23 protein-coding genes and 1 tRNA gene are annotated in these 26193 nt (G+C 71.2%); 10 read left to right on the top strand and 14 right to left on the bottom strand.

The window, feature by feature from the left end; genetic code table 11:
* Positions 1-1074: 1074 nt before the first annotated feature.
* On the bottom strand, positions 1075-1200 hold the full coding sequence (locus QNO07_RS07540) for a hypothetical protein (protein ID WP_283990857.1): 126 nt from the start codon (positions 1198-1200) through the stop codon (positions 1075-1077).
* 825 nt (positions 1201-2025) lie between these two features.
* Between QNO07_RS07540 and QNO07_RS07535 the strand changes: the two genes are divergently transcribed.
* The 3 genes from QNO07_RS07535 (at position 2026) to QNO07_RS07525 (ending at position 5831) form a co-directional block, all read left to right on the top strand.
* Positions 2026-2160, top strand: a complete 135-nt coding sequence (locus QNO07_RS07535) for a DLW-39 family protein (protein WP_283990856.1) — start codon at positions 2026-2028, stop codon at positions 2158-2160.
* Between the two features lie 207 nt (positions 2161-2367).
* Positions 2368-4320: a vWA domain-containing protein gene (locus QNO07_RS07530; protein ID WP_283990855.1), complete on the top strand. Its 1953-nt coding sequence runs from the start codon at positions 2368-2370 to the stop codon at positions 4318-4320.
* Complete coding sequence (locus QNO07_RS07525) at positions 4317-5831, top strand: hypothetical protein (RefSeq protein WP_283990854.1); 1515 nt, start codon at positions 4317-4319, stop codon at positions 5829-5831. The genes QNO07_RS07530 and QNO07_RS07525 overlap by 4 nt, the downstream gene beginning before the upstream one ends.
* 72 nt (positions 5832-5903) lie before the next feature.
* Here QNO07_RS07525 and QNO07_RS07520 read toward each other — a convergent pair whose 3' ends face one another.
* Positions 5904-7343 carry a serine/threonine-protein kinase gene (locus QNO07_RS07520; RefSeq protein WP_283990853.1) on the bottom strand — a complete coding sequence of 480 codons (1440 nt, stop codon included), beginning with the start codon at positions 7341-7343 and terminating at the stop codon, positions 5904-5906.
* A gap of 133 nt (positions 7344-7476) precedes the next feature.
* A complete protein-coding gene (locus QNO07_RS07515; RefSeq protein ID WP_283990852.1) occupies positions 7477-8025 on the bottom strand; it encodes a helix-turn-helix domain-containing protein in 549 nt (182 codons plus the stop codon).
* Between the two features lie 128 nt (positions 8026-8153).
* Here QNO07_RS07515 and QNO07_RS07510 point away from each other — a divergent pair.
* The 5 genes from QNO07_RS07510 (at position 8154) to QNO07_RS07490 (ending at position 12298) form a co-directional block, all read left to right on the top strand.
* Positions 8154-8226 (top strand) — tRNA-Ala (locus tag QNO07_RS07510).
* Between the two features lie 552 nt (positions 8227-8778).
* Entirely contained in the window at positions 8779-9633 is an 855-nt protein-coding gene (locus tag QNO07_RS07505) for a peptidoglycan-binding protein (RefSeq protein ID WP_283990851.1), read from the top strand.
* A complete protein-coding gene (locus tag QNO07_RS07500; RefSeq protein WP_283990850.1) occupies positions 9630-10535 on the top strand; it encodes a helix-turn-helix domain-containing protein in 906 nt (301 codons plus the stop codon). Before QNO07_RS07505 ends, QNO07_RS07500 begins: the two co-directional genes overlap by 4 nt.
* Before the next feature lie 435 nt (positions 10536-10970).
* Positions 10971-11252, top strand: a complete 282-nt coding sequence (locus tag QNO07_RS07495) for a twin-arginine translocation signal domain-containing protein (protein WP_283990849.1) — start codon at positions 10971-10973, stop codon at positions 11250-11252.
* Complete coding sequence (locus QNO07_RS07490) at positions 11252-12298, top strand: peptidoglycan recognition protein family protein (RefSeq protein ID WP_283990848.1); 1047 nt, start codon at positions 11252-11254, stop codon at positions 12296-12298. Before QNO07_RS07495 ends, QNO07_RS07490 begins: the two co-directional genes overlap by 1 nt.
* Before the next feature lie 91 nt (positions 12299-12389).
* On the opposite strand, the gene QNO07_RS07485 is transcribed toward QNO07_RS07490, so the two are convergent.
* The 6 genes from QNO07_RS07485 to QNO07_RS07460 form a co-directional block, all read right to left on the bottom strand.
* Entirely contained in the window at positions 12390-13343 is a 954-nt protein-coding gene (locus QNO07_RS07485; protein ID WP_283990847.1) for a BRO-N domain-containing protein, read from the bottom strand.
* Between the two features lie 175 nt (positions 13344-13518).
* A complete protein-coding gene (locus QNO07_RS07480) occupies positions 13519-14274 on the bottom strand; it encodes a class E sortase (protein ID WP_502961796.1) in 756 nt (251 codons plus the stop codon).
* A 56-nt stretch (positions 14275-14330) separates the two neighbouring features.
* Entirely contained in the window at positions 14331-15884 is a 1554-nt protein-coding gene (locus tag QNO07_RS07475; protein ID WP_283990844.1) for a class E sortase, read from the bottom strand.
* On the bottom strand, positions 15881-16510 hold the full coding sequence (locus QNO07_RS07470) for an aminodeoxychorismate/anthranilate synthase component II (RefSeq protein ID WP_283990843.1): 630 nt from the start codon (positions 16508-16510) through the stop codon (positions 15881-15883). Before QNO07_RS07470 ends, QNO07_RS07475 begins: the two co-directional genes overlap by 4 nt.
* An 89-nt stretch (positions 16511-16599) precedes the next feature.
* Positions 16600-16761 carry a hypothetical protein gene (locus QNO07_RS07465; RefSeq protein ID WP_283990842.1) on the bottom strand — a complete coding sequence of 54 codons (162 nt, stop codon included), beginning with the start codon at positions 16759-16761 and terminating at the stop codon, positions 16600-16602.
* 196 nt (positions 16762-16957) lie between these two features.
* Complete coding sequence (locus QNO07_RS07460; protein WP_283990841.1) at positions 16958-17695, bottom strand: DUF881 domain-containing protein; 738 nt, start codon at positions 17693-17695, stop codon at positions 16958-16960.
* A 100-nt stretch (positions 17696-17795) separates the two neighbouring features.
* Between QNO07_RS07460 and crgA the strand changes: the two genes are divergently transcribed.
* The gene (crgA, locus tag QNO07_RS07455; RefSeq protein ID WP_283990840.1) at positions 17796-18053 is read left to right on the top strand and encodes a cell division protein CrgA; all 258 of its coding nucleotides are present in this window, start codon (positions 17796-17798) and stop codon (positions 18051-18053) included.
* Between the two features lie 361 nt (positions 18054-18414).
* On the opposite strand, the gene QNO07_RS07450 is transcribed toward crgA, so the two are convergent.
* Complete coding sequence (locus tag QNO07_RS07450; protein WP_283990839.1) at positions 18415-19311, bottom strand: rhomboid family intramembrane serine protease; 897 nt, start codon at positions 19309-19311, stop codon at positions 18415-18417.
* A gap of 206 nt (positions 19312-19517) precedes the next feature.
* Complete coding sequence (locus QNO07_RS07445) at positions 19518-20045, bottom strand: peptidylprolyl isomerase (protein ID WP_283990838.1); 528 nt, start codon at positions 20043-20045, stop codon at positions 19518-19520.
* Between the two features lie 334 nt (positions 20046-20379).
* On the opposite strand from QNO07_RS07445, the gene QNO07_RS07440 reads away from it, so the two are divergent.
* Positions 20380-21033 carry a DUF5324 family protein gene (locus QNO07_RS07440; RefSeq protein WP_283990837.1) on the top strand — a complete coding sequence of 218 codons (654 nt, stop codon included), beginning with the start codon at positions 20380-20382 and terminating at the stop codon, positions 21031-21033.
* 156 nt (positions 21034-21189) lie between these two features.
* On the opposite strand, the gene pknB is transcribed toward QNO07_RS07440, so the two are convergent.
* The 3 genes from pknB to QNO07_RS07425 all read right to left on the bottom strand — a co-directional run bounded on the left by pknB (position 21190) and on the right by QNO07_RS07425 (position 26184).
* Positions 21190-23205, bottom strand: coding sequence for a Stk1 family PASTA domain-containing Ser/Thr kinase (pknB, locus tag QNO07_RS07435; protein WP_283990836.1), 2016 nt, complete (start codon positions 23203-23205; stop codon positions 21190-21192).
* 139 nt (positions 23206-23344) lie between these two features.
* Positions 23345-24796 carry a peptidoglycan D,D-transpeptidase FtsI family protein gene (locus QNO07_RS07430; protein ID WP_283990835.1) on the bottom strand — a complete coding sequence of 484 codons (1452 nt, stop codon included), beginning with the start codon at positions 24794-24796 and terminating at the stop codon, positions 23345-23347.
* A complete protein-coding gene (locus QNO07_RS07425) occupies positions 24793-26184 on the bottom strand; it encodes an FtsW/RodA/SpoVE family cell cycle protein (protein WP_283990834.1) in 1392 nt (463 codons plus the stop codon). Before QNO07_RS07425 ends, QNO07_RS07430 begins: the two co-directional genes overlap by 4 nt.
* Between the last annotated feature and the right edge of the window lie 9 nt (positions 26185-26193).

Genomic DNA, 26193 nt, shown 5'->3' with positions numbered 1-26193 from the left:
GTTGAGCCGATAGTCCGACTGGCTGGGCCGTGTCGGTGTTGCGGGCGAGACTACGAGGTATTGCGTGTCCTTCCTCACTGCCAAGCAGTCCGCCGCTCAGCGAAAGACTCTTTTCGGCACTTTTTGTCCTAGTACTTGCAAGTAGCTTAATGCCGCGCTCGGGTGGATTGTCGGACCCTGCCTATACAATGCCGCGCTCCATTTCTGGCTTGGAATGCTACACGCGTAGAGACATAGGAGTGGGGGCGCGTGCTAATTCCTTTCACTCCCGGTGACGGCAAATATTTTTCTAATGCACAGTCACGAGGCTTGTGTTTTCCCAGGTCAGGGGCTCTTGTGGGTTACTTGTGCATCGTGGCGCGTGTGTTTGTCCCCATGTTTATGCACAAGAAATTGGGGCTTACCCACAGGGGGTCGTGTGTGATCCACAGGAGCCTGTGGATAACCGACTTTGCCGCTGGTGCGAGAGGAGTGATGATGTTGGTTATGGGGTGGCGTAGGTCGCGAAAAAGGGCGACCCCCGGTTGCGTCGGGAGTCGCCCCTGACCTCACTCTTGGAAAGCAGGTCAGCTATGACAGTACCCGGCACACCCGTGAAGCCAACCCCTGGCGGTTCGCCCGGCCGGGCCGCGCGACTTCTGCGACGCGCCCTCTGGCTGCTCGTACTCGTCGGGGTTGGTGGCGGCTTGGCATGGATGGTGCACGTCCGGCCGGTGTACGCCCCTCCCGTGGCCACGGCTCTCGCCGCCATGACTTTGGTGATCGCCTGGAAGGGGCGCCCGCCGGCCGAGAAATAGAGGTGCCCGGGACGGGTCAGCCGGATGAGCTGCCAGCTTGCGCATCGTTGCGTGCTCGTGCGCGAGCTGGCGCTTACTTGCTTGCTTGCAAGCAAGTAAGCATGCATGCTTGCCTCTACGAGTTGCTGCCTCAATCGGGGCGGCAACGGTGCAGGCACGAGGTGCGGTCCCGGTGAAGCGAGACCGCACCCCTCATCTGCGCCAAGTGAGCCCGGTCGCTTTCGAGGAGGCCGGGCTCACTGATGTGAGTCGTCGGCCGCGCCGGGACACCATGCGATCAGCGAACCACCTGATCGACACAGGCGATGATCGCCACGACTAGCGAAAGTGCTGCGATGATCAGCGCCCACCGGCTAGACCGGTCGTGCTGAGGACGCGGCACCTCTTCCATCGGGTCGGCCATCTACCCAGTACCTCCTTCTGGTAGCTCTCCCGGGGGAGAGTTCCGATCACATTGCGCGATCGGGGCTGAGAGAGGCAGTACTGAGGTGGCGTCAGGCTACTACGCCTGCCGGTTACCGAGAAAGCATCGGAGTGGAAAGGCTGCCGCCCGGTGGGCAGTCCTGCCACCCGCAGCGCACCGTCAGCGGGTCTGCTCCTGGCTCGCTGGAGTCGGGCATAAGTCAAGCCTATGACTGATTCCTGCCCTATCGCGGCGAGTTGTCTAAGCCCACCATGGCCATGTCGAGCACAGGCTGTAAGGGGCGAAATATGGCAAATCGTCGACGGCCACAACCGAGGGACGGCAGGGGTCGGTTTACGAAGACTGGCTTTCCCGCTTGGCTGGGATTGGTCGTGCTGGTGGTCATCCTTGCGTACGGGTGCGCCCGATAGGTGTGAGAACCGGGACGAGGGAGCTGGTAGAAGGAGGCTCACGGCCGGACGTAGCCGAGCCTGACATCACCAGTTGACATCAACACCAGCGGACAGCAATGGATGCATGCGCACACAGACGGGGTCGCCGAACGCAGGGGCAAAAGGGCTGTCTGGGTGATGGCACTCATCCGACCGACCTGATAAGGAAGAGGCCACAGGTTCAAGTCCTGTTAGCCCCACCGCCGTGAACGCCCCGGACCGATCGAGGTCCGGGGCGTTCTGCATGTCCGTCTGCGTGTCCTTCCGTGTGGCTGCCGGGGCGCGCGGCACTCCGGACTCCGTGCGCGGTGTTTCGGTTGGGTATCATCGGGCGCCAGAAGGTCCCACCGTCGTTGAAGGACGAGGTAACGCCGTGAAGAAGCTCCTCCTGGTCGTGCTGGCCGCCGTCGGCGGGCTCCTCGTGTACCGCCAGATCCAGGCGGACCGTGCCGAGCAGGACCTGTGGACGGAGGCGACCGACTCCGTGCCCGCAGGTCCCAGCGTCTGAGGGCCCGCAGACCCGCAGCAGACGTGTAAGCCCCGGCTCCGGCCGGGGCTTACACGTTTCCGGGATTCCGGCAGCCGGCCGGGCGGCCGTGTCGCTGTGCAGTCGTGTTGCAGTACCGTGACGCCCCCGACCTTGAGGTGTGCAGCAGCAAACTCGTACGGTGCTTACCGGTGATCGGTCGCACCACGGCGTTTCTCGGGGGTTCTGATGAGTGGCAGGTGTCTTCGGGGAGCGGTCTTCCTGCTCTCCGCCGCGTTGGTGGTCCCCATGGCGGGCGGGGCGCCCGCCATGGCGGCCCCGGTGGCCCCGGCCGCCGTTGCCGATGGCAACGGCGGTCTGCTGATGGTCCTGGACTCCTCCGGCTCGATGGCGGAGGACGACGGGTCCGGCAGCACCCGCATCGAGTCCGCGCGCAAGGCGGTCGAAGCCGTCGTCGACGCGCTGCCCGACGGGCATCCCACCGGCTTGCGGCTGTACGGGTCGGAGCAGGAGAGCGGCTGCACCGACACCCGACTGGCCCGCCCCGTGATGAAGTTGGACCGCGACTCGCTGAAGTCCGCGGTGCACGCGGTGCGCCCCAAGGGGGACACGCCCACCGGTCTGGCGCTGCGGAAGGCCGCCGAGGACCTGCCCGAGGCGTCCGGTCAGGGCGTGGGCCGCCGCACGATCCTGCTGGTGTCCGACGGTGAGAGCAACTGCGCCGACATCGACCCCTGCGAGGTGGCCGAGCAGATCACCGAGGACGGGGTGGACCTGCGCATCGACACGGTCGGCTTCCAGGTCGGCGGCAAGGCCCGCAAGGAACTGGAGTGCATCGCCGAGGCCGGGCACGGCTCGTACTACGACGCACCCGACGCGGCTTCCCTGGCACGGCAGTTGCAGCGCGCGGGGGAACTGTCCGCGGGAGGCTACCGGCTCAGTGGCGACCGGGTCACCGGCGGCCGGTCGGCCGGGAAGGCGGCGGGCCTGACGGCCGGCCAGTACCTCGACACCATCGGTGCCGGAGAGACCCGCTGGTACGCCGCCGACCTCGACGCCGGGTCGGCGGTGGACTTCGCCGCGACGGCCGTGCCGCAGCCCGGCGCCGCCGTGCACGCGCTGGACGGCCTCGTGGTCCGCCTGGAGGGCGGCGACGACAACTCCCGGGGTTGCGCCGTCAGTAGCAACGCCTACTTCCGGCAGGGTGAGGGCGCGCTCCCGGTGTCCGGGGCGGTGTCGCGGGTGCCGACCGAGCGCGGCACCGCGCGCTGCGACACGGCGGGCCGCTACGTGATGTCCGTGCAGCGCCGCTCGAAGCCGGACTCCGACCAGGCGCGCTGGCCGCTGGAGTTGCGGCTCGGCGAGGAGGAGCCGCTGCCTGACGGTGTGGTCCCCGGCGCCTCCCTTACCGACTACGGGCAGGCCGGGCGCGACGCACGACTGCCCACCGGCACGCCGAAGGACGTCGAGGGCGGTACCGGCTTCAACGACGCCCGGCAGCTCGGCAGCGGCGTCTGGCGCGACCGCCTGCTGCCCGGCCAGACACGCTGGTACAAGGTGCCCGTCGGCTGGGGCCAGCAGCTGCGGTTCGACGCCGAGTTCGGCAACGAGCCGACGCTGGAGGACAGCCGCGCCCGGTCGTTCGTCCGCGCCGACCTGTTCACGCCCGGTCGCCGTCCGGTGCCCTCGGGCACCGAGTTCCAGGACAACCGGTCCTACGCGGGGCGGCCGACCGCGGTCTCCTCGGGCACGGTCCCGGTGTCCTGGACGAACCGGTGGGAGACCGGCAACACCGTCACCCCGGTCCGTGCCGACGGCGACTACTACCTCGCGGTGTCCCTGGGCCCGGACGCCGCCGACCTCGCCGAGAACCCGGCGATCGGCCTGGTGCTGCGCGTCGACGTGGTCGGTGAGGCCAAGGCCGGGCCCGCGCACGACGCGCCGCCCGCCGACGCCGACACAGCCGACGACGCCGGTCCCGGCAAGGACGCGGGGGGCGAGGGCGAGGCGGCCGGGACGGACGGTGCAGGATGGTCGACGCCGATGCTCGCCGGGATCGCAGGCGGCGCGGCGGTGCTCCTGCTGGCCGGGCTCGGCGCGGCGTACGCGCTCTCCCGCCGCCGGCGGGCGACGGCACCCCACAGCAGCACGACGGACTCGACGAGGGGCGGCACAGCGTGAAGCGGCGCACGAGGAGGACCGGCACTCGGCTCGCAGCCGTCGCTGCCGTCCTCGGCACGGTACTGGGCGCGGCGGTGGGCGCACCGGCCCTCGCGACCGCCGCTCCGGCGGACGGGTCGGCCGACGGTCCGGCGACGTACCGTACGGCGGACGACGCGACCCCCGTCGAGGGCACCGCGAGCAGCTCCGACGGCCCGGAACTCAAGCCGGGCATCTACACCGACAGCATCGGCCGGGGCGAGGAGAAGTTCTACAGCGTCGAGTTGGACGAAGTCTCCACGGTGTACCTGTCTGCGGTCGCCGCCCCCGAACCGGGCACGAAGGTGGCCTCGTTCGGCGAGGGGCTGGAGATGAAGCTGACCACGACCAGTGGCGAGCAGTGCGACACCGCTGGCCGGGCCACCTTCTCCGGGGACGACCAGGCCTACCCGATCGGCGACTACGCGGCCCGGCGCATCGGCGGCGACATCGAGCGCTGCCAGCAGGCGGGCCCCTACCTGTTCTCCGTGAAGCGGGAGGGTCCCGGCACCTCCGACCCCGGCGACTGGCCGCTGGAGATCCGCTTCATGGCCGAGCCCGGCCTGGAGGGCACCGCGCCGGGCCCGCCGGGCAAGGACACCTGGAGCACCGAACTGCCGACCCCGCCCACCGGCACGTCCCAGCGTGCCAAGGGCGGCACCTCGTTCAACGACGCGGGCGCGGTCGGTTCCGGCGTGTGGAAGGACACCGTCCGCGCCGGGGAGACCATCTTCTACCGGGTCCCCCTCGACTGGGGCCAGCAGCTCGCGGCGTTCGCCGAACTGCCCAACGCGGCGAAGAAGAGCGAGTCACCGGAGTTCGTCTCCCGGGCGCTCGGCTTCCACCTCTTCAACCCGGCCCGTGCCGACGTCGTCGACAACAACTTCGAGTCGTACCGGGGTGAGCAGACCTCGGCGGGCCTGATCACCCGGCCCGTGGAGTACGGCAACCGCTTCGACGACGACGGCCGCGGCATCAGTACCGCCGGCTGGTACTACCTCGCCGTCACCCTCCACCCCGGCCTGGCCGAGCACTTCCCCGACGGCGCCACCGTGACGCTGCGGGTCAAGGTCAGCGGGGAGGCGGCCGAGGGGCCCGGCTACGACGGCGACGCGGCGGCAGCCGGGTTCGGCGTCACCGACAAGGACAAGGAAGCGGCGGAGAAGGGCCTCTCCGCGGCCGACGTGACACAGAGCGACGGGTGGCGGCTGGTGGCCTGGGGCGGCATCGGCGCCGGCACGGTGCTCGTGCTCGGCCTCGGCCTGTGGATGCTGCTCGCCCGACTCCGCCACGGCCGCCGCGGTGCCCCGTCCGACGCCGCGGCGCAGCAGCACGCCTCCACCGGGACACCACAGGGCGGCGTGCCCGGCGGGTACGCCGCGCCCGGCCCGTACGGCGGCGGGTACGGCTACCCCGGACCTTCCGGGCCGCCGGGGTTCGGCGGCCAGCAGCAACCCGGTCACGGCGGGAGCGCGCCGGACGGCCGGCAGTGAGATGACGTGCGGAGGGGGAGCGGCAGCAGCCGCTCCCCCTCTACCTTGTGCCCGCCCCGGATACGTGCCGGGTCAGGTCTGGGTGAGGGCCCAGATGCCGACCGCGAAGCACACCAGCGCCAGGACCAGTACGGCCACCACCACGGCGGGCGGCGGTCCGGGCCGCCGGCCCTTCGCCGCCGGGGCGGCGTCGGACTGGGGGACGGGGTGACCCGGGTGGTACCCCGTGTAGGGCAGTGTCTGCGGCGTGGGGGTGGGGGGAGTACCGGCGTGGGCCGCCGCCGGGTTGCCGTACGGGGACGGCTGGGCGGCCTGGCCGTCCGGGGCCGCCTGGACGTGCTCGGGGGACGGGGGCTGCGGGCTGGGCGGCGCCAGGTGGAAACTGCCGGTCGTCGCGGAGTCCAGCGGAGGCGCGGCGGGGACCGCCCCGGACCCGGTGCCGGTGTCGCCGTTGCCGGCCCCCTGGCTGGTCCCCTTGCTGGCTCCGGTCCCGGCTCCGGTCCCGGCCCCGGTCCCGGCCCCGGTCCCGGCCCCGGTGGCCGATCCGGTCCCGGTGGCCGATCCGGTTCCGGTCTCCTGCTGTCCGGGGACCGCCGGGGCGGAGCCCGTCGTGCCTTCGGGGCTTTCCGGCCCCTGCGGGCCGTAGCCCGGAGGCAGCGGGCCGATGTGGTCGAAGACCTCCACCGGGTCCGGGCCTCCCGGCTTGGCCGTGGTGTCGTCGGGGAGCAGTTCCACGGCCCCGGCCAGCGCCTTGCGCACGCCGGTCGCCGTCCGGAACCGGGCGTGCGGGTCCGGCTGCAGCAGCGTCGCCAGCACCTCCCACAGCGGTCCGGGCACGCCGTCAGGGGCCGGCGGCACCCCGTGCTCGTAACTCTCCACGAGAGTCTGGGCGTCGGGCTTGCGGCCGTTGAGCAGGTACAGCCCGACCAGGCCGACGGCGTACAGGTCGGCGGTGAAGTCCGGCTCCGCGCCCAGCATCTGCTCCGGTGCGAAGTAGCCCGGCGTGCCGACCACGTAGTTGGTCTCTGTCAGGCGGGGCTCGCCCTTGCGCATGGAGATGCCGAAGTCGGACAGCCGCAGGTGCGGCCGTCCCGTCCCGGTGGCCTCCAGCAGGATGTTCGCCGGCTTGATGTCGCGGTGCACGACGTCCTCGGCGTGCACCGCGGTGAGCCCCGACAGCAGTTGGTCGAGCAGCGTGCACACGAAGTGAGGCGGCAGCGGGCCGTAGTCCCCGATGAGGTGGGCCAGCGAGCCGCCGCTGACCAGGTCCATGGTGAACAGGACCTGGTCGTCGTCGGCCGCCCAGCTCGTCGGCGCGAGCACGTGGGGGTGGTCGATGCGCAGCGCCTGCTCGCGCACGAAGCGCAGCAGGGTGTGGGCGTCGCGCTGCTGCAGCACCTTCGCCGCGACGTACCGCCTGCGGCGGTGGTCCCAGGCACGCCAGACCGCCCCCACCCCGCCGCGCCCGATCGGATCGACCAGTTCGTACCGGCCCGCGAAGACCTCACCCATGCTGTCGCGCCCGTTCTCTCGCTCTGCTCTGCGCTTCCGCGCCCACCAGGACCGACTCGCCTCAGCCCTGGTGGGCGTCCTCGACTCAGCCCTGGCGGACGTCCTCGACTCAGCCCTGATGGACGTCCTCGACTCAGCCCTGATGGGCTTCGTAGTGCTTGACCGCGTCCGAGGTCTTCCCCGCGCCGTACACCCGCAGGAACTCGGCCAGTTCCGGGTGGCTGTCGGCGAGGGTCTGCGAGGCCTCGATGATGTCCTGCGCGTCGGAGATCGCACGCAGCAGCGACTGGATCTCCCGCACCGCGCGCTTGACCGTCGTCTGCTGCCCGGAGGTGCTGGTGTGAGCGGTGCCCCCCAGCACGCTCTGACCGGCGGTACGGCGGATCTCCTCCATGCGCTGCGTCGCGTCCGCAGCGCTGACGTGGCCTCCGGCGACCTCCTGCGCGAGCTCCTGCAGGGCCTGGACCCGCTGCACCACGGCCGGGTTGCCGATCTTGGCGCGCTGGCCGCTCATCAGCTGCGACAGCATCGGTGCCGACAGCCCCAACACGGTCGCCAGACGCGCCTGGTTGAGACCCAGGTCCTCGATCAGCCGACGGAACAGGGTGCCGAGCGGTTCGCCGTACCAGGCACTCTGCAGCTCCCGGGCCTTCGCCGTGGAGTCCTGCTGTGCTGCATCCATCGTGTCTCCCCAGATCTCCCCTGTTCGCTTCGCGGCAGCGAACTTGCGGAGCATCCTACGGAGCAGGGGGGTCCTGGGCGATACCCGGTCGGAATCGGGGGTGCGGAGCGGGTATTCTTGGCGGCGACGGGGCCTTAGCTCAGTTGGTAGAGCGCTGTCTTTGCATGGCAGATGTCAGGGGTTCGACTCCCCTAGGCTCCACCCGTTGAATGCCCTCTGAACTGCGGAAACGCGGATTCGGAGGGCATTGCGCGTTCCCGGCGGCGGGCGGTGTGCCCACCGGCGGGTACACCGCCCCGAACCGACAGCGCGCGGGCAGCCTGTCTTCCGCTGTGGTTTTCCCGGGACCTTCCGGGGTCCGGGTGGAGCGGTCACTTCGGTGAGGGGCCGACGACGCGGGTGGCTCTCTCCTTGCCCGAGGGGACGGCGGAGGCGATCCGTGCCCGGGTCGGCAACCGGGAGCCCTCCGTGTTCGCCGCGGCTGCCGCCGCAGTCGCTCCACCGCGTCCGGTGGCGGAGCCGGGTCCTTCAAAGGGATGTCCCACGCAACTGCTTGCTGAGACGCAACACACCATGGCCGTTCCCTGAGTTGTCGGGAGATCATGGGACGGGGCTGGCCCGCCCGGAACGCCGCTCGGTGGTCGCGCGTTCTGTTCACGGGCAGGTCCGGCGAGGGGCATGGGGGGCTTCCGCGCGCTCCGTGCTGTGTGGCAAACACGGGAGAGACCGGAGGAAGGGAACCGAGACTCGGCCATGGCTTCTTGGAAGGCATTACCCGGCACGCTCGACCCCCAAGGACGGCAACTGGTCGTACAGCTCCGTTCGCTGAAGGATCGGAGCCGCCTCAGCCTCGCCGCCCTGGAACGGCGCACCACGTACAGCAGATCCTCGTGGGAGCGCTATCTGAACGGCAAGAAACTCCCGCCGGCCGGAGCCGTGAAGGAACTGGCGATCCTTGCGGGCGGCGACGTCCATCGCCTGCTCGCCATGCACTCACTCGCCGAGGAGACCTGGTCCCAGGGCGCGCGGCCCACCACGGGGCCGGCTGCGGCGCGCACCGGTGAGCGGCGGAACGCAGCGGTGGAAGCGACGGAGGGAACAGACGAGGCGAAGGGATCGGAAGAGGCGAGGGGGACGGACGGCGCCACGGGGGCGGGAGAGGGCGACGGCGGGGTAGCGAAGCCCGCCTCGCGCGAACACGCCCTCCCGTTCCTGCAGGCACTCATGGTCGTCCTGCTGACTGCGGTGCTCACCGCCGCCGGGCTCATTCCGGCTCTCCACGCCTGGGGCGGGGACGACGCGGCGGACGAGAGCAGTTTTGTCCTTGAGCCGGGCCGCAACTACGGCTGCACGATCCACCGTCGCGGCGACGCGCTCTACGCGGGCCACAGCCAGACCGAGGACGCCGTCCTGTTCCAGATCAAGACCGGATGGGACGTGGTGGAGGCCCAGTGCCTACTGGCAGAGCACGGCTACCCGGTAGGTGACATCGACGGGGCCTACGACGCCCAGACGGCCCGGGCGGTGAAGCGCTTCCAGGAGGAGTCGCCCCAGCTGGCCGTGGACGGGATCGTCGGGCCGCACACCTGGAAGGCGCTGCGCCGATGACCAGCCGACTGCCGCCGGAACGCCTCGACCTGAGCCGTGAGCTGGACGCGCTGCGGCAACGCTCCGGGCTCAGTCTGACGGCCCTCGCACACAGCACGAGCGCCAGCAGGTCGTCCTGGCACCGCTATCTCAGGGGGGTCAAGATCCCGCCGCGGGATCTGGTGCGCGAGCTGTGCGCCCTGGCGCAGGAGTCGCCTGAGCCGGTCCTGGACCTGCACGAACGGGCTGAGACGGCCGGCGGACGGTCCGGGGCCGCCGGCGGCCGACCCGAGCCCCACGAGGCGGCGAGCGGTCCAGCCCCGACCCGCCGCTCGCTCCGGGGCCTTTCGGCGCTGCGCCGCTGGTGGCGGCCCATAGCCGCCGGGGTGCTGCTGGGGACGGCAGTCGCGGTCGGCGTGACGGTCGCCGAGCGGGTCCTGGACAAGGCCCAGCAGGCCGCGTCCCCTCCCGGCTGCCGGTCCGCGGGCTGCACGGGCAAGGACCCCGAGTCCCAGGGGTGCACCCACGTCGAACACGAGCCGGTGACCGTCGTCGAACGCACGCTCTCCGGCGGTGCGCGGATGGACATCCGCCACAGCAAGGGGTGCGCCGCGTCGTGGGCCCGGGTCTGGCTCGCCGAGGTCGGCACCCGGATCGAGATCGTCTCACCGGAGGGCGACGTGCAGGAGGCGACGATAAGGGACCGCTACGACGCCCAGGGGTACGTGTACACACCCATGATCGGCGGCATGTCGGAACAGGACGCCGAGGCCTGTTACTTCGCCCCCTCGGGCGGCCGGCCTCCGGAGGGGGCGGGCACCGAGAACCCGGGCCCGCGGCCCGCCACGACTCCCGCTCCCGCGGAGCCGGTCGCCGCGGCGGACGACCGCGACGACGCCCAGTGCTTCGCCGCACCTCGGTGACCGCGGCACCGGCCTGAGGGCTCCGGGCCGGCCGCAGACGCGAGCCGGCCGCAGACGCGAATCGGCCGCATTCGCGGGGCGGTCCGGCGTCGAGCGGCGTCCCAGTCGTCCCACGGCGTCCCGCAGCGCCCGCTGTCTCCGCTGCTCAGAAGCCGAGGCATCCCAGATTCGGCCTGGCCGCCCTGGACCTCTTGTTGTCCTACGCACCGCCTTGCAGACTCTGCGCATTCCCAGTCCGCCTCCGCTGATTCCACCTGGGCTGCCCCTCGTGCGCTTCCAGTGGATCTACGCGTTGGACCCCGACGGCATCGTCGGCCCCAGGACCTGGGCTGAGCTATGCAAGCGACCCGACCGACGAGCAGCCCGACTGATGAGTCGACCGACCGACGAGCAGCCCGACTGATGAGTCGACCGGCGACATGCCAGGGGGAGACCTTGACCGAACACACCACGCGCCGGGGGTTTCTGGGGCTTTCCGGCCGGGCGGCGGTCGCCGTCGCCGGCGCGGCGGCCCTGCCCGTCCTCTGCTCCGGCCCCGCCCGCGCCACCGGCCCCGCCGAACTGCCGGTGGTGACCAGCCCGGACCACCCGGACGCCCGGATTCCACGGGTCTCCGCAGCCGACCACGCGGACGGTGTGTCCCGGGAACCGCTGAACGCGAGCGCGGAGTGCGGCCTGCCGCCCGGAGTTGCCGCAGCCGCGGGAGGCAGGCGCTGATGGCCACCTTCGTCACGCGCGCCCAGTGGGGTGCCCGAGCGCCGAAGAAGACCTCCACGGACATCGACCCGTCACGGGGCGGAGTCGCCGTCCACCACACGGGTGCCACCCGATTCGCCGCAGGCGCCCACTCCAGCTGCGCCGCGCAGGTGCGCGGCATCCAGAAACACCACATGGACGACAAGGGCTGGGACGACGTCGCCTACACCTACCTGGTCTGCGTGCACGGCTCGATCTACGAGGGCCGCGGTGTCGGCCTCAGAACGGCCGCGAACGGCACGAACGACTCCAACCACCGCTACTACGCGGTCTGCGGCCTCGTCGGCGGAACCAGCAGTTCGTACGACACGGTCACCAGCGCCCTCATCGACGGCTTCCGCACCTCGATCGCCCGCCTGCGCAGTGTGGGTGGTGCGGCGACCGGCATCACGGGGCACCGGGCGTTCCTCGCCACGGAGTGCCCGGGCAGGCTGGGCGAGCACATGGCCGCCATGGAGCCGGGCTCGTCCGGCGGCGGACCCACCGACCCGCCGCCGTCGGGGGCGCCGCCGTGGCCCGGCGTCCTGCTGCACTACCCGCCGGTGACCGTGCACTCCAGCGCCCGCACGTGGCAGCAGCAGATGAAGAGACGGGGCTGGACCCTCACTGTGGACGGCGCCTACGGGGAGCAGTCCCGGCGTGTCTGCCTCGCGTTCCAGCAGGAGAAGGGCCTCACCGTCGACGGTGTCGTGGGTGAGAAGACGTGGAACGCCTCCTGGACGGCGCCGGTCACCGCAGCCGCCGCCTCCGCCCGCAGCGCACCGGAGGCATCCGCGCCCGACTGGCCCGGCGTCCTGTTCACTGCGCCGCCGAGGACCGTGCACCCCGGCGTGCGCGTCTGGCAGCGGCGCATGCGCGAGCGCGACTGGGGCGTACCGGTCGACGGCACCTACGACCGGCGGTCCCGGGAGGCGTGCGTGGCCTTCCAGCAGCAGCACGGCCTGACCCCGGACGGGGTCGTGGGACCGGCGACGTGGCATGCCGCATGGACGGCGCCCTCAGCCTGACGCCGCCTCGGTTCCGCACCGACACACCGGTCCCGCACCGACACAACGGTCCCGCACCCGAGACCGTCCCGCAGTACGTCGTGCGGGACGGTCAGGGGTGGCGGAGCACGTAGACGGGGGTGCCTTCGGGCGTGGTGTCGGCCTGGGCGATGCAGCCGTGGCGAAGCAGCAGGCGCAGGCAGTCGTGCACCCGGTGCTCGGTGAGCGCCGTCCTGGCGGCCAGGTGCGGCACCGCGCGGGTGACGCGGCCGTGGGCGAGCATCTCCGGGACCAGGCAGTGGGCGACGGCCTTGAGGTCGCCGACGAGCGGCAGCCGGTTGTGCCAGGCGGCGAGCACGGTGCCGGCGTCGGGCCGGGGTGGGCCCGGCTGCCGGGGGACGGTCTGCCCGGTGGGCGGCAGCCGGGCGGTGAGCTGCTCGACGGTGTCGGCGATGCGGTGCACCGCCCGGCTGAGGTCGCCCCACAGGGCGCGTTCGGCGCGGCGGGCGGCGGCGTACTCCTCGTCGAGGCGCCGGTGGCGCTCCTCCAGGCGGAGGTTGCGCTCCTCCAGCCGGACGATGGCGTCGGCCACCTGCTGCGGCATGGCGTAGGCGACGGTCGCGCCGGTGGGCGGCTGGACCTCGGCGTGGCCGAGGGCGTAGAGGCCGTCGCGCTGCACGGCCACGACCACTTCGGTGACCCAGTTCTTGAACGGTTCAGCCTCGGCCTTGGTGCATCCGTTGGCGAGCCGGACCAGGCCCTGGAGGTTGACGACCTTCATGTCGCGGCGCCACTGGCGGCCCGGCGGGACGTCGAGAGTGTGCTTGTGCAGCACACTCTCCAGGGTGTCGCAGTTGGTGTCGTCGGCGATGCCGCGCAGCGCGGAACCGGTGTGCGCGTAGCCGAGGCTGCGGCAGACGTCCGCCGCGGGGAACCAGTAGCTGCCGTCCGGCATGGTCAGTCTGCGGACCCGGGCGCCGGTGGCCGCGTGGACGAAGTCGTTGATGTCGATGGCGTCCTGCCGGGCAGCCGACTCGCCGGGCGCGGCGGTGTCCTCCTGATGCACTGTGCATCACCTCCGCCGCGGAACGTAGGCAGCTCGGGTGGGCGAAATCCAGCCGGATTAACGGAAGTTCGCTCAATAGGCGTGGAGTGGCATATTCCGCGGCGCGGAGGGCCGCCGACCGTGTAAGGCGTGCACCACTGCCGGGCCCTCGCCTGCCCGCCCGGTGGTACCGGGTTCAGCCGGCGGTGAGTTCCTTCGGCGGGGTGCGGTCGGCGTCGACGCGCTCGGTGCGCTCCAGCTCGCCCCACACGATGTAGCGGTAGTTGGAGGTGAAGACCGGCGTGCAGGTGGTCAGGGTGATGTACTGACCGGCCTTGCTGCGCCCCGACTCCTTCGGGATCGGCGCCAGCACGTCCACGTTGTACTTGGAGGTCTGCGGCAGCGTCGCGTAGACCTTGTAGACGAACCAGGTGTCCTTCGTCTCGAAGACGACCGGGTCGCCCTCGCTGATGCGGTGGATGTTGTGGAACCTCGCGCCGTGGCCGTCGCGGTGCGCGGCCAGCGTGAAGTTGCCTTCGTCGTCCCACGGCATCGCCGACTTGACCGGTTTCTCGTAGTACCCGGCGATGCCCTGGTTCAGCTCGTCCGGGTCGGTGCCGGGCTTCACCAGCACCTCCGAGCGGCTCATCGAGGGCACGTGCAGGAAGCCGATGCCGTCCTCGGTGTCCAGTTCGCCGGCGTTGCCGCCACCGCGGCCCGCCGCCCAGTCGCCGCGTACCCGGTCGCCCTCACGTTTGGCCTCCCGGTCGGCGATCACGTTGGTCCACCACAGCGAGTAGGCCACGAACAGGCCGAGCACCACGCCGGCGGTGATCAGCAGCTCACCGAAGGCGCTGACGGCGGCGGCGACCCGCCCACGGCTGCGGCGCGGCGGCCCGGGGCGCGGTGCGCGCTCCTCGGTCTCCGTCTCGTCCTGCTCGGTCACTGCCACCGCTCCCGCCGTCCGCTCTCCACCCGCCGTGCCGCGCCGCCCGCAGGGGCCGCACGCTACTCGACGAGAGCGTCCGGCTTGCCCTTGCTCCGCGGGCGCTCGTCGACCATTTTGCCCCAGACGATCAGACGGTACTTCGAGGTGAACTCCGGGGTGCAGGTGGTGAGCGTGACGTAGCGGCCGGGCTTGGTGAAACCGGACTGCTGCGGGACCTCGCTCACCACGTCCACGTTCGACGGCGAGGTGGACGGCAGCTGGCTGGTCATCTCGTAGGTGTAGTAGGTGCTCTTGGTCTCGACGACGATCTTGTCCCCGGGCTCCAGCCGGTTGACGTACCGGAACGGCTCACCGTGGGTGTTGCGGTGTGCGGCCACCGCGAAGTTGCCCTGCTTGTCCCAGGGCATCGCCGTCTTCAGGCCGGACTTGGCGTCGTAGTGCCCGGCCATGCCGCGGTCCAGCACGCTCGCCTTGTCGATGCCCTCGGCGACCGGCACCCGCACGTCCAGCTTGGGGATGTACATCAGCGCGAACCCGGTGCCGGGCGAGAACGCGTCCGGCCTGCGGTCCGCGCCGCCGTCCTCCCAGCTCTTCTCCAGCTTGCTGGCCGCGCCGTTCGCCTGCATGTTGGCCTGCACGTTCGTCCACCACAGCTGGTAGGTGACGAACAGCAGCAGCAGGACGCCGGTGGTGATGAACAGCTCACCCACGACCCGGCTGACGATGACCCCGGGCGGGTCCTTGCGGGCCCGGGCCGCGCGCTCGGCGGCCTTGCGGCGTGCCGCCCGGCCGCCGTCGGACGGCGGCTCGGCGTCCGTGCGGCCGGGCCGCGGCCGGTCGTCCGCGGGGACGGCCTGCCGCAGCGCGACGGTCTGCGGGTCGGGGGTCTGCGGGTCGACGGGCTGCGGATCGCCAGGCCGCGGGCCGCGGGGCGGTGTGCCGGTCTGCGGCACGACGGGGGACGTGGTGGTGGCGGCCGACGGGACGCGCGGATCGCCCGCGGTGGGCCCGGCGGCGTGCGGGCCCGGGCCGCCGGGCGCGGGCCCGCGGCGGACCGGGCCGCGCGGCGCGGGACCCGGCGCGGGGACCGGACCGGGGTGCGCCGGACGGCGCGGCAGGGGGCCGCCCGCGCGCTGGCGGGGCGCGGCGGCGGGGTGCGGGGCCGTCGGCGCCTCGGCGGCGGTCGGCGAGGGCGCGGCGGTCGGCGTGGGCGCGGCGGTCGGCGTGGGCGCGGCGGTCGGCGTGGGGGCGGCGGTCGGCGTGGGGGCGGCGGTCGGTGTGGGGTCGGCGTGCGGCCTGAACCAGGGCGAGCCCTGGGGGTTGCCACCCGGCTGCGGGGCCGGGCCGGGAGGCGGGCCCGCCTGGGGGCCCGGGGCGACCGGGCCGGGAGGGGGATGCTGCGACCCGGGCGAGCCCTGCGCCGGACCGGGAGCGCCCTGCGCCCGGCCGGGGCCCTCAGGGCCGCGTACGGTGCCGGGCGGGGGCACGGAGCCGGGCGTGGGGGTGCTGTCCCCGGCGGCGGGGGGCAGGGGGTCGTTCAGAGGGTCGGCGAGGCGGCCGACCGCGGCCTCGAACGCCTCGGGGTCGGTGTACGGGTCGTAGGACGCCGTCACGTCCCTACCACGGGAGCCAGTCCCCGGGACCGCTCCACCGCGCCGCCGTCACCGCAGGCGGCCAGCCAGTTGGCCAGCATCAGGTGGCCCCACTCGGTGAGCACCGACTCGGGGTGGAACTGCACGCCCTCGACGGGGACGTCGCGGTGCCGCAGGCCCATGATGACACCGGACTCCGTCTGCGCGGTGACCTCCAGCTCGGCCGGGATTCGGTCCGGTTCGGCGGCGAGCGAGTGGTAGCGGGTCGCGGTGAACGGCGAGGGCAGGCCGGCGAAGACGCCCTTGCCCTCGTGGGTGACGAGTGAGGTCTTGCCGTGCAGCAGTTCCGGCGCCCGGTCCACGACGCCGCCGTAGGCGACCGTCATCGACTGCATGCCCAGGCAGACGCCGAAGACCGGCACGCCCGTGTCCGCGCAGTGCCGGACCATCTCGACGCAGACCCCGGCCTGCTCGGGTGCGCCGGGGCCCGGGGAGAGCAGCACGCCGTCGAAGCCGTCGCCGGCGTGCTCGGTGCGCACCTCGTCGTTGCGCAGCACCTCGCACTCGGCGCCGAGCTGGTAGAGGTACTGCACGAGGTTGAAGACGAAGCTGTCGTAGTTGTCCACCACGAGGATGCGCGCGCTCATCGGTTCCCGTCAGCCCTTGTCGGTTCTCGTCAGCTCTTGCCGGCTCTTGTCGGTTCTCGTCGGTTCTCGTCGGTTCTCGTCGGCTCTTGTCAGTTCTCGTCCACTGTCACGTCGCCGAACGGCAGCAGGGGCTCGGCCCACGGGAACACGTACTGGAAGAGCAGGAAGACCGTCGCCAGCGCCAGGACCAGGGACAGCGTCCCGCGCACGAACACGTTGCCCGGCAGGTGCCGCCAGATCCACCCGTACATGCCTGCGTGCCCTCCCTTCGCCGTGCGCCCGGTGCGCTTCCGCGAGCCCAAGAGTACGTGGCGGCAGGCGGAACCGTGGGTCGGTCGGGCAAGGCACCGGGTGTGCCGTCGCACACGCCGCGCCCCCGGGGTGGCCCGTCCGCCGGGCGTGCGTGCCGGTGCGGCCCCGGTGCGCGGGCGGTGGGCGGGCGGCGCGTCACTCCAGGGGCTTGGCGTGGTGCAGGTCGATCGAGCCGGAGTAGCCGGGGAGTGTGGCGCGGTCCTCCTGCTGTACGTCCCAGCCCAGGCCGTAGGCGTCCACGTACCGCTTGTAGGTCTGGATCGTGGGGGCCTCGTCCAGGGCCTTGCGCAGCGCCGCGGGGTCCCCGACGGCCGTGACGGTGTAGGGCGGCGAGTAGAGGCGGCCCTGCAGGATCAGGGTGTTGCCGACGCAGCGCACGGCACTGGTGGAGATGAGCCGCTGGTCCATGACCTGGATGCCGTCCGCGCCGCCCTGCCACAGGGCGTTGACGACCGCCTGGAGGTCCTGCTGGTGGATGACGAGGTCGTCGGGCTGCGGCTCGGGCGCCCAGGTGACCCGTGAAGTGGCGTCCGGCGGTGCATCCGTGAGGGTGACGCTGAGGGCTCGGCCGGTGAGCTTCCGCGCGCCGGCCTTCTCCTCGGTCTCGTCCAGTTGCTGCCGCTCCGCCTTCGAACTGCCGCTGTCGCGGCGGGCGAGCGCGGCGACCTCGTTGCGAAGTCTGGCCGTGGAGGATTCCAGCCGGGAGTTCTCCCGGCTACGCTCCTGAATGAGGTCGGAGAACCGCAGCATGGACTCGTCGCTGCGGAGGTTGGTGCCCTGAGCGGTGTTGAAGCTGATCCAGAAGATCAAGCCGGCCAGGGCGAAGACAGCGATGCTGGCGAGCCGGGCAGGCCGGAAGCGGTAAGCAGTCACCGTACCCTTGTCTCCTTCCGCCGCACGGAACCACTACGCTAACGGACCACAGCAGCAACAGTCCCGCGCGGTCACAGCGCATCGACAGGAGAGCCCCCTCGTGCCGAAGTCACGGATCCGCAAGAAGAAGGACGACTCCTCCTCGCCGGAGGCGAAGCGGACGAAGATCGATCTCAGCACCGGGCGCAGTTGGGTCGCCCCGTTGATGCTGGCGATGTTCGCCATCGGCCTGGCTTGGATCGTGGTCTTCTACGTGACCGAGGGCACGCTGCCGGTTGATGCCCTGGGCAACTGGAACATCGTGGTCGGCTTCGGCTTCATCGCGCTGGGGTTCGTGGTCTCCACGCAGTGGAAGTAGCGCCCCGGTAGGGACGCGGCAACGCCCCGGTTGCACCCCCGCAGGGTCGCGACCAGGGGTTCGTCCAGTGGTTCCGCACGGGGCCGCCGACCGGGCAGAGGGTTTTCCACAGGTTGTCCACAGGCCTGGGAAAAGTTCTGAAGATCTGTGGATAACTCCCATGGTGTTGACGCCGTTCCGATCGGTGACGAACGGGCCGGCGGCTTTCGGCTGCCCGATCTTCATGCGGAAACGTACCCCTGTGCGATTTTCCGGTCAGGTGTGCGAGCAGTGGGCGTCATACACAAGATCCGCTACAGGCTGTGGATAACTCAGGGTAGAGCTGTGGGCAACCCAGGGGGTTCGACCCTCCAGCCCGGCGTCAGGACAGCAGTACGAGGGTGCGGGCGGCGCAGGCCGCCAGCAGGAGCGCCCCCACGGCGACGCAGCTTCCCCACTGCACCAGCGCCCGGCGCTCGCGCGGCGCGTGCACCATCGCGTAGGCCAGCACGGCGCCGGTGACCAGGCCGCCCAGGTGCGCCTGCCAGGCGATGTTGAGGCCAGGCAGGAACGTGACGACGAGGTTCACGCCGAGCAGGATGAGAATGGGCCGCATGTCGTAGCGCATGCGCCGCATCAGCACGGCCGTCGCCCCGAACAGGCCGAAGATCGCACCCGAGGCGCCCAGCGACAGCTGGTTCTGCGCCATCAGCCAGTACGTCAGCACGTTGCCGCCGAGCGCCGACAGCAGGTACACGGTCAGGAACCGGGCCCGGCCCAGGGCGGCCTCCAGCGGCGGCCCGAGGAACCACAGCGCCATCATGTTGAAGCCGATGTGCCAGAACTCCTGGTGCAGGAACGCCGAGGTCAGCAGCCGGTACCACTCGCCGTCGGCCACGCCCAGCCAGGCGAAGGAACCGCGGGAGTCGAGCGCGTAACCGATCATGCCGAGGTCCGTGACCAGGCGGTCGCCGACCGACAGCACCGCGAAGAACACGGCGACGTTGATGCCGAGCAGGACCTTGGTGACCAGCTTGGTGTCCGCGACCAGCTGGCCGCCGGCCACCGTGCGCGGCCGGTCCGCACCGGGCGGGTGGCCCGTGCCCGAGCCCTCGCGCACGCAGTTCGGGCACTGGTATCCGACGGACGCCGAGATCATGCACTCCGGGCAGATCGGCCTGTCGCAGCGGGTGCAGCTGATGCCCGTCTCCCGGTCGGGGTGGCGGTAGCAGCCGGGCAGCGCGCTCTGCGCACCCGGTCCGCCCTGCTGCTGCTCCATGGCTCCTCTTTCCCGGAAGGTCGGACGGCTGTCTGCGGTGCTTTCGCGGTCTTCTGCGGTGCATCCGCGGTGCTTCCGCGGTCACCCGTCCCCTGTCGCGGCCCGGCGACCGGCCCGACCGCTCCCGGGCGGCGGGACGGGCGGCCGAAACCGCCGCCCCCTCCTGTTCCTACGGACGGAGGGGGCGGGAGGGTTCCCGGCGCGGGTCAGCGGCGCTCGATGACGACCGACTCGATGACCACGTCCTGCACCGGGCGGTCGGTGCGCGGGTTGGTCGGGAGGGCGATGATCGTGTCCACGACCTTCTTGCCGGCCTCGCTGGTGACCTCACCGAAGATGGTGTGCTTGCCCGTCAGCCAGGCGGTCGGCGAGACGGTGACGAAGAACTGCGAGCCGTTCGTGCCCGGACCGGCGTTGGCCATGGCCAGCAGGTAGGGCTTGTTGAACGACAGCTCGGGGTGGAACTCGTCGCCGAACTCGTAGCCGGGACCGCCGGTGCCGTTGCCGAGCGGGTCTCCGCCCTGGATCATGAAACCGCTGATCACCCGGTGGAAGACCGTGCCGTCGTACAGCTTGTCGGTCGACTTCTTGCCCGTGGCCGGGTGGGTCCACTCGCGGGAGCCCTCGGCGAGCTCCACGAAGTTCTTGACGGTCTTCGGCGCGTGGTTCGGGAAGAGCTCGATCTCGATGTCGCCGTGGTTCGTCTTAAGGGTGGCGTAAAGCTGCTCAGCCACGATCTACCTTCCATAGTCCGCTATGTACTCCGCTCGATCCTCCCATGGACGCCGCATCCAGGTGCACGATGCTCCCCGCGTACCGATGGACGGGTGACGAACCGTCGATTCCCGGCCGAACCGGAGCGTGGATGCGCGAATCGTGGCATTGTCGGCTGAGAGTCCGGTACACGCCCCACGAGCGGGGTACTGCGTGAACCCGGATGCCCGGCCACACGTGCCGCGCCGCAGATCGGCAGGCATGATCTTGGAACGTGTGTAAAGGCGACTACTGACGAGTGATGTGTCTCCCGGGCGACGCCCCGGACCCGCGCCACCGAGGAGGAGGATCCCCGTGACCCGCAAGGACAGCCTGCGCGCCGCCACCGGCACCGCCAAGGACAACGTGCGGCACGCCGCCGGCGCGGTGTCGCCGAAGGTGGGCCTGGCAGCGAAGCAGGCCCAGCACGCGGCACTGGAGCAGTACGAGAACCGGCTCGCGCCGCGGCTCGCGCAGGCGCGCGACACGCTGCCGCCGGTCGTCGACCAGGCTGCCGCCCGCGCCGCCAAGCGGTCCCGCAAGGCGGCCCAGCACGCTGCGGAGTTCGCGGCGCCCAAGGTGGTGGCGGCGAAGGCCGCAGCCGGTCCGGCCCGGGACGAGGCCGTGGCCCGTTCCGCCGCCGCGCTCGCCGCGCTGCGCGGCGAGGTGACCGCCAAGGACGTGCGCAAGCTGAGTCGGCGCAAGGTGCGCCGGGCCCGTACCGGCCGCGCCTTCAAGCGGCTCGCGGTGATCGGCGTGGTCGCCGGTGTCGCGGTCGCCGCCTGGCGTTGGTGGGACAAGCAGGCCAACCCGGACTGGCTGGTGGAGCCGCCGGAGCCGACCGAGGTCGACGACCGCGCGCCGCTCAGCTCGGTGGACGGCTCCCTCGACAGCCGATCCCCGCTGGACCCCGAGGTGCAGGCCAAGCAGGCCGACGCGGACGCCGGTGACGGCGACTCGCGCCCCTGACCCGGCGGCGCGGACAGCGCAGGAAGCGCGGACAGCGGCAACGCAGACGATGTGAGAAGGGCGGTGGCCCCCCGACCGGGGGGCCACCGCCCTTCTCACGTGCGGACCAGCGTCCGTGTGGGTCAGCCGCCGGTGTCCGGCAGCCGCCTGTGCCGGTCAGTCGTCGCCGAAACCACCGTTGCCGCGACCCTGGAAGAAGCCGCCTATGACACCCTCGTCGCCGCCGCCGTTGTCCCCGCCGTCGCCCCCGTCGGGCTGGGTGACGACGGTGACGGTGGACCCCTTCTCGGCCTCGCTGTTGCCGCCCGGGTTCGTGCCGAGCACCCGCGCCCGGCCGTCCTGCGAACCCTGCACCTCGACCGTGAACCCGGCCCGCTCCAGCTGGTTGCGGGCCTGGTCGAGCCGGCGGCCGGTGACGTCGGGAACGGTCGCGGTCTCCTTCTCCGGCGCCTTGGCGACGGTCAGCGTGATCCGGGCGCCCTGCGCCTGCTGGCTGTTGCCGCCCGGGTCCTGGCTGATCACCTGGTTCTCCGGCCGGCCGCCGTCCTCCTGGTCGGTGCGGGCCACGGTGAAGCCCTTGGCCTCCAGCTGCTGCTTGGCCGCGTCGAAGTCCCGGCCGGTGACGTCCGGCACGGTCACCGTGACCGTGCGCACCACGGACAGCGTCACCGTGGAGCCCTTCTGCCGCTTGCTGCCGGCCGACGGGTCCTGCTCGGTGACGGTGCCCTCCTCGGCCGTCGACGACGAGACGGGCTTCTCCTCGCCCACCTTGAAGCCGGCGTCCACCAGCTCGGAGGCGGCCTCGTCGGCGGACATGCCGGTCACGTCGGGCACCTCCAGCGGCGCCGGGCCCTCGGACATGATCAGCGTGACCGTGCTGCCCTCCTGGACCTCGGTGCCGGCGGCCGGGTCGGTCTTGCAGACGGTGTCCTTCTTCTGCTCGCAGTTCTCACTGCCGCCCTGCCGGACCTCGAAGCGCCCGTTCTCGGCGCTGGCCTGCGCCTCGCTGAGCGTCTGCCCCTTCAGGTCGGGCAGCTCGATCTCCGTCGGCGGCTTGCCGCCGAACAGCACCTTGCCGATGAACACCGCGCCCACCAGCACGAACACGGCCGCGGCGACCAGCAGGATGGTGGAGAGGTGGTTCTTCCTCTGCTGCCGGCCGCGACCCCGGCCGGCCCGCGTCTCGTCGTAGCCGTACGAACCGTCGTCGTCGCGCGTCGGCGGCAGCATGGACGTCTGCGGGTCCTGCGTGCGCAGCGCCTGGGTGGGCCGGTCCTGGCCGCCGTACGCGCCGTAGCCGACGGCGCCCATCGCGGCGGTCGCACCGACCGGCTGGCCGTCGAGGCAGGCCTCGATGTCGGCGCGCATCTCGTCGGCCGACTGATAGCGGTAGTCCCGGTCCTTCGCCAGCGCCTTCAGCACGATGGCGTCCTGCTCGGGTGTGATCTCCGGGTCGAAGGTGCTCGGCGGCTGCGGCTCCTCCCGGACGTGCTGGTACGCCACGGCCACCGGCGAGTCGCCGACGAACGGGGGCCGCACGGTGAGCAGTTCGTACAGCAGGCAGCCCGCGGAGTACAGGTCGCTGCGGGCGTCGACCTGCTCGCCCCTGGCCTGCTCGGGCGAGAGGTACTGGGCGGTGCCGATGACCGCGGCCGTCTGCGTCATGGTCATGCCCGAGTCGCCCATGGCGCGGGCGATGCCGAAGTCCATCACCTTGACCTGGCCGGTCCGCGTCAGCATGACGTTCGCCGGCTTGATGTCGCGGTGCACGATGCCGTTGCGGTGGCTGTACTCCAGGGCTTGGAGGATGCCGATGCACATCTCCATGGACCGCTCGGGCAGCAGCTTGCGCCCGGAGTGCAGCAGCTCGCGCAGCGTGGAGCCGTCCACGTACTCCATCACGATGTACGGGATGGAGATCCCGTCGACGTAGTCCTCGCCGGTGTCGTAGACGGCGACGATGGCCGGATGGTTCAGCGAGGCCGCGGACTGGGCCTCCCGGCGGAACCGGGCCTGGAACGACGGGTCGCGGGCGAGGTCCGTCCGCAGCGTCTTCACGGCGACGGTGCGGCCCAGGCGCGTGTCATGGCCGAGGTGCACCTCGGCCATGCCGCCCCGGCCGAGCACCTGGCCCAGCTCGTACCGGCCGCCTAGGCGACGCGGCTCGTCCATATCTCCAGCCCTCTCCGTTCGTCCCGGCCGCATCTGTGCGGGGCCGGGCGGTGTGCTGCTCGGCATACCGTACCCGGACCACCAGGGGGCACCGGGGCGTCTTCGGCGCTCTGCTGCCCGTAGTCGTGGCGCACGCTCATCACTTGCTGTCGAGGATGGCGTTCATCACGTCCTTGGCGATGGGCGCGGCGAGGCCGCCACCGGAGATGTCGCCGCGGGCCGCGTCGCTGTCCTCCACCACGACCGCCACGGCCACCGGGGAGCCGCTGTCGTTCTTGGCGTAGGAGATGAACCAGGCGTAGGGGTTGGCGCTGTTCTCCTCACCGCGCTGCGCGGTGCCGGTCTTGCCGCCGACGGTCACGCCGGGGATGCGCGCGTTGGAGCCGGTGCCGTCCTCGACGACGGTCTCCATCATCTCCTGGAGCTTCTTCGCGTTCTCCGCCGACAGCGCCTCGCCCACCTCCTCGGGCTTGGTCTGCTCGACGACGCTGCGCGGGCCCTCCAGACGGTCCACCATGTACGGCTTCATGACCTTGCCGTCGTTGGCGATCGCCGCCGTGACCATCGCCATCTGCAGCGGCGTGGCCCGGTTCGACGCCTGGCCGATGCCGGCCTGCGCGTTCTGCGGGGCGTTGTCCTCCGGGTACACGCTCTCGGCGGTGCGGACCGGGACGAAGTGCTCCTGGTTGAAGCCGAACCGCTCGGCCTGCTTGATCATTTCCTCGTTGCCGACGTCGTCGCTGATCGAGGCGAACGTGGCGTTGCACGACAGCCGCAGCGCCTCGCGCAGCGTGGCCTTGTCGCACTGCGAGTCCAGCCCGGTGTTGCCCAGCTCGTGGGTGGACTGCGGCAGCCGGAACGGGCTCTCGACGCCGGTGCTGCGGTCCATGTCGTACTTGCCGCTCTCCAGCGCCGCGGCGGCGGTGACGACCTTGTACGTGGAGCCTGGCGCGTACGTCTGGCGCAGCGCCCGGTTCAGCATGGGCGTTTCCTCGTCCTTGTTGAGGGCCACCCAGTTGTCCGCGTCCTTCTGCGAGTTGCCCGCGATGACCGACGGGTCGAAACTCGGCGTGCTGGCCAGGGCCAGGACGGCGCCCGTCTGCGGGTCGATCGCCGCGACGGCGCCCTTCTTCTCTCCCAGACCCTTGAACGCGGCCTCCTGGGCCTTGGCGTTCAGGGTGGTGACGACGTTGCCGCCCTCCTTGGGCTTGCCCGTCAGCATGTCGATGGTCCGGTTGAAGAACAGCCGGTCGTCGTTGCCGGTGAGGATGCCGTCGTGGATCTCCTCCAGCTGCGTGCCGCCGAACGCCTGCGAGGAGCGGCCGGTGACCGGCGCCCACAGCTCGCCGTCCTTGTAGGTGCGCTTGAACTGGAAGTCGCTGCCGTCGGTCTCGGTGGAGCCGGTGACGGCACGGCCCTCGACGATGATGTTGCCGCGGGGGTGCGAGTAGCGCTCGATGGCGACGCGCCGGTTCTTGGAGTCGTTCTTCAGCTCGTCCGCCTGGACGAACTGGACCCAGTTGACGCGCACCAGCAGCGCCATGATCAGCACGCCGCAGAAGATGGCGATCCGGCGGAGGGGCTTGTTCATGACCTGACCACCTGAGTCATTTCGGCATCGGGGTTCGGGGCGGGAGCGGGAGCCGGTCTGCGGGCGGTGTCGCTCACTCGCAGCAGGATCGCGATCAGTGCCCAGTTGGCGATGACCGAGGAACCGCCCTGTGCCAGGAACGGCATGGTCATACCGGTCAGCGGGATGAGGCCGGTTACGCCGCCGGCGACCACGAACACCTGGATGGCGAACGCGCCGGACAGGCCGACGGCGAGCAGCTTGCCGAAGGGGTCGCGGGCGGCCAGGGCGGTGCGGATGCCGCGCTCGATGAGCAGGCCGTACAGCAGCAGGATGGCCATCAGGCCGGTCAGGCCGAGTTCCTCGCCGACGGTGGCCAGGATGTAGTCGCTCTTGGTGGCGATGCCGCCGATGAGGCGCGAGTAGCCCTGCCCGAGACCGGAGCCGAACAGGCCGCCCGACCCGAAGGCGTACATGGCCTGGGCCGTCTCGGTGACGCCGCCGTTCTGGAGCGCCAGAGGATTGAGCCAGTTGTTGACGCGGTCGCCGACGTGGGTGTTGAACGAGGCGACGAAGACGGCGCCCGCGGTGGACAGCAGCAGGCCGAAGATGATCCAGCTGGTGCGTTCGGTGGCGACGTAGAGCATCACCACGAACATGCCGAAGAACAGCAGCGAGGTGCCCAGGTCGGTCTCGAAGACCAGGATCATCAGGCTGATGGCCCAGATCACCAGGATCGGGCCGAGGTCGCGGCCGCGCGGCAGGTAGACGCCCATGAAGCGGCGGCTGGCAAGGGCCAGGGCGTCGCGTTTGACCATCAGGTAGCCGGCGAAGAAGACGGTGATGATGATCTTCGCGAACTCGCCCGGCTGGAGGGAGCCCACGCCGGGGATGGTGATCCAGATGCGGGCGCCGTTGACGGGCGGGAAGAACATCGGAATGGCCAGCAGCACCAGCGCGGCCACCATCGAGATGTAGGTGTAGCGCTGCAGGATGCGGTGGTCCTTGAGGAACACCAGCACCGCCAGGAACAGCGCGACGCCCAGCGCCGACCACATCAGCTGCCCCGGCGCGGCGTTCTGCGGCTTGAGGCCGGGCTCCTGGTCGAGGCGCCAGATGAGCACCAGGCCCAGGCCGTTGAGCAGTGTGGCGATCGGCAGCATCAACGGGTCGGCGTACGGCGCGAATCTGCGCACCACCAGGTGGGCGACGCCCGCGAGCAGGCCGAGGCCCAGGCCGTAGCCGATCATGCCGGCCGGGACGCTGCCGTCCTTGGCGAGGCCGACGTTGACGTAGGCGAAGACGGGGACCAGCACGGCGAAGACCAGCAGCGCCAGTTCGGTGTTGCGTCGGCTGGGAAGCCCGCCGGACGAGACGGTGCTGGTACTGCCGGTGTTGACTGTGGTCATCAGCTATGC

Source organism: Streptomyces sp. 549 (genome assembly GCF_030124175.1).
Lineage (GTDB): Bacteria > Actinomycetota > Actinomycetes > Streptomycetales > Streptomycetaceae > Streptomyces.
The sequence above is the reverse complement of the archived record's forward strand: the minus strand, read 5'-3'. Positions and strand labels throughout refer to the sequence as shown.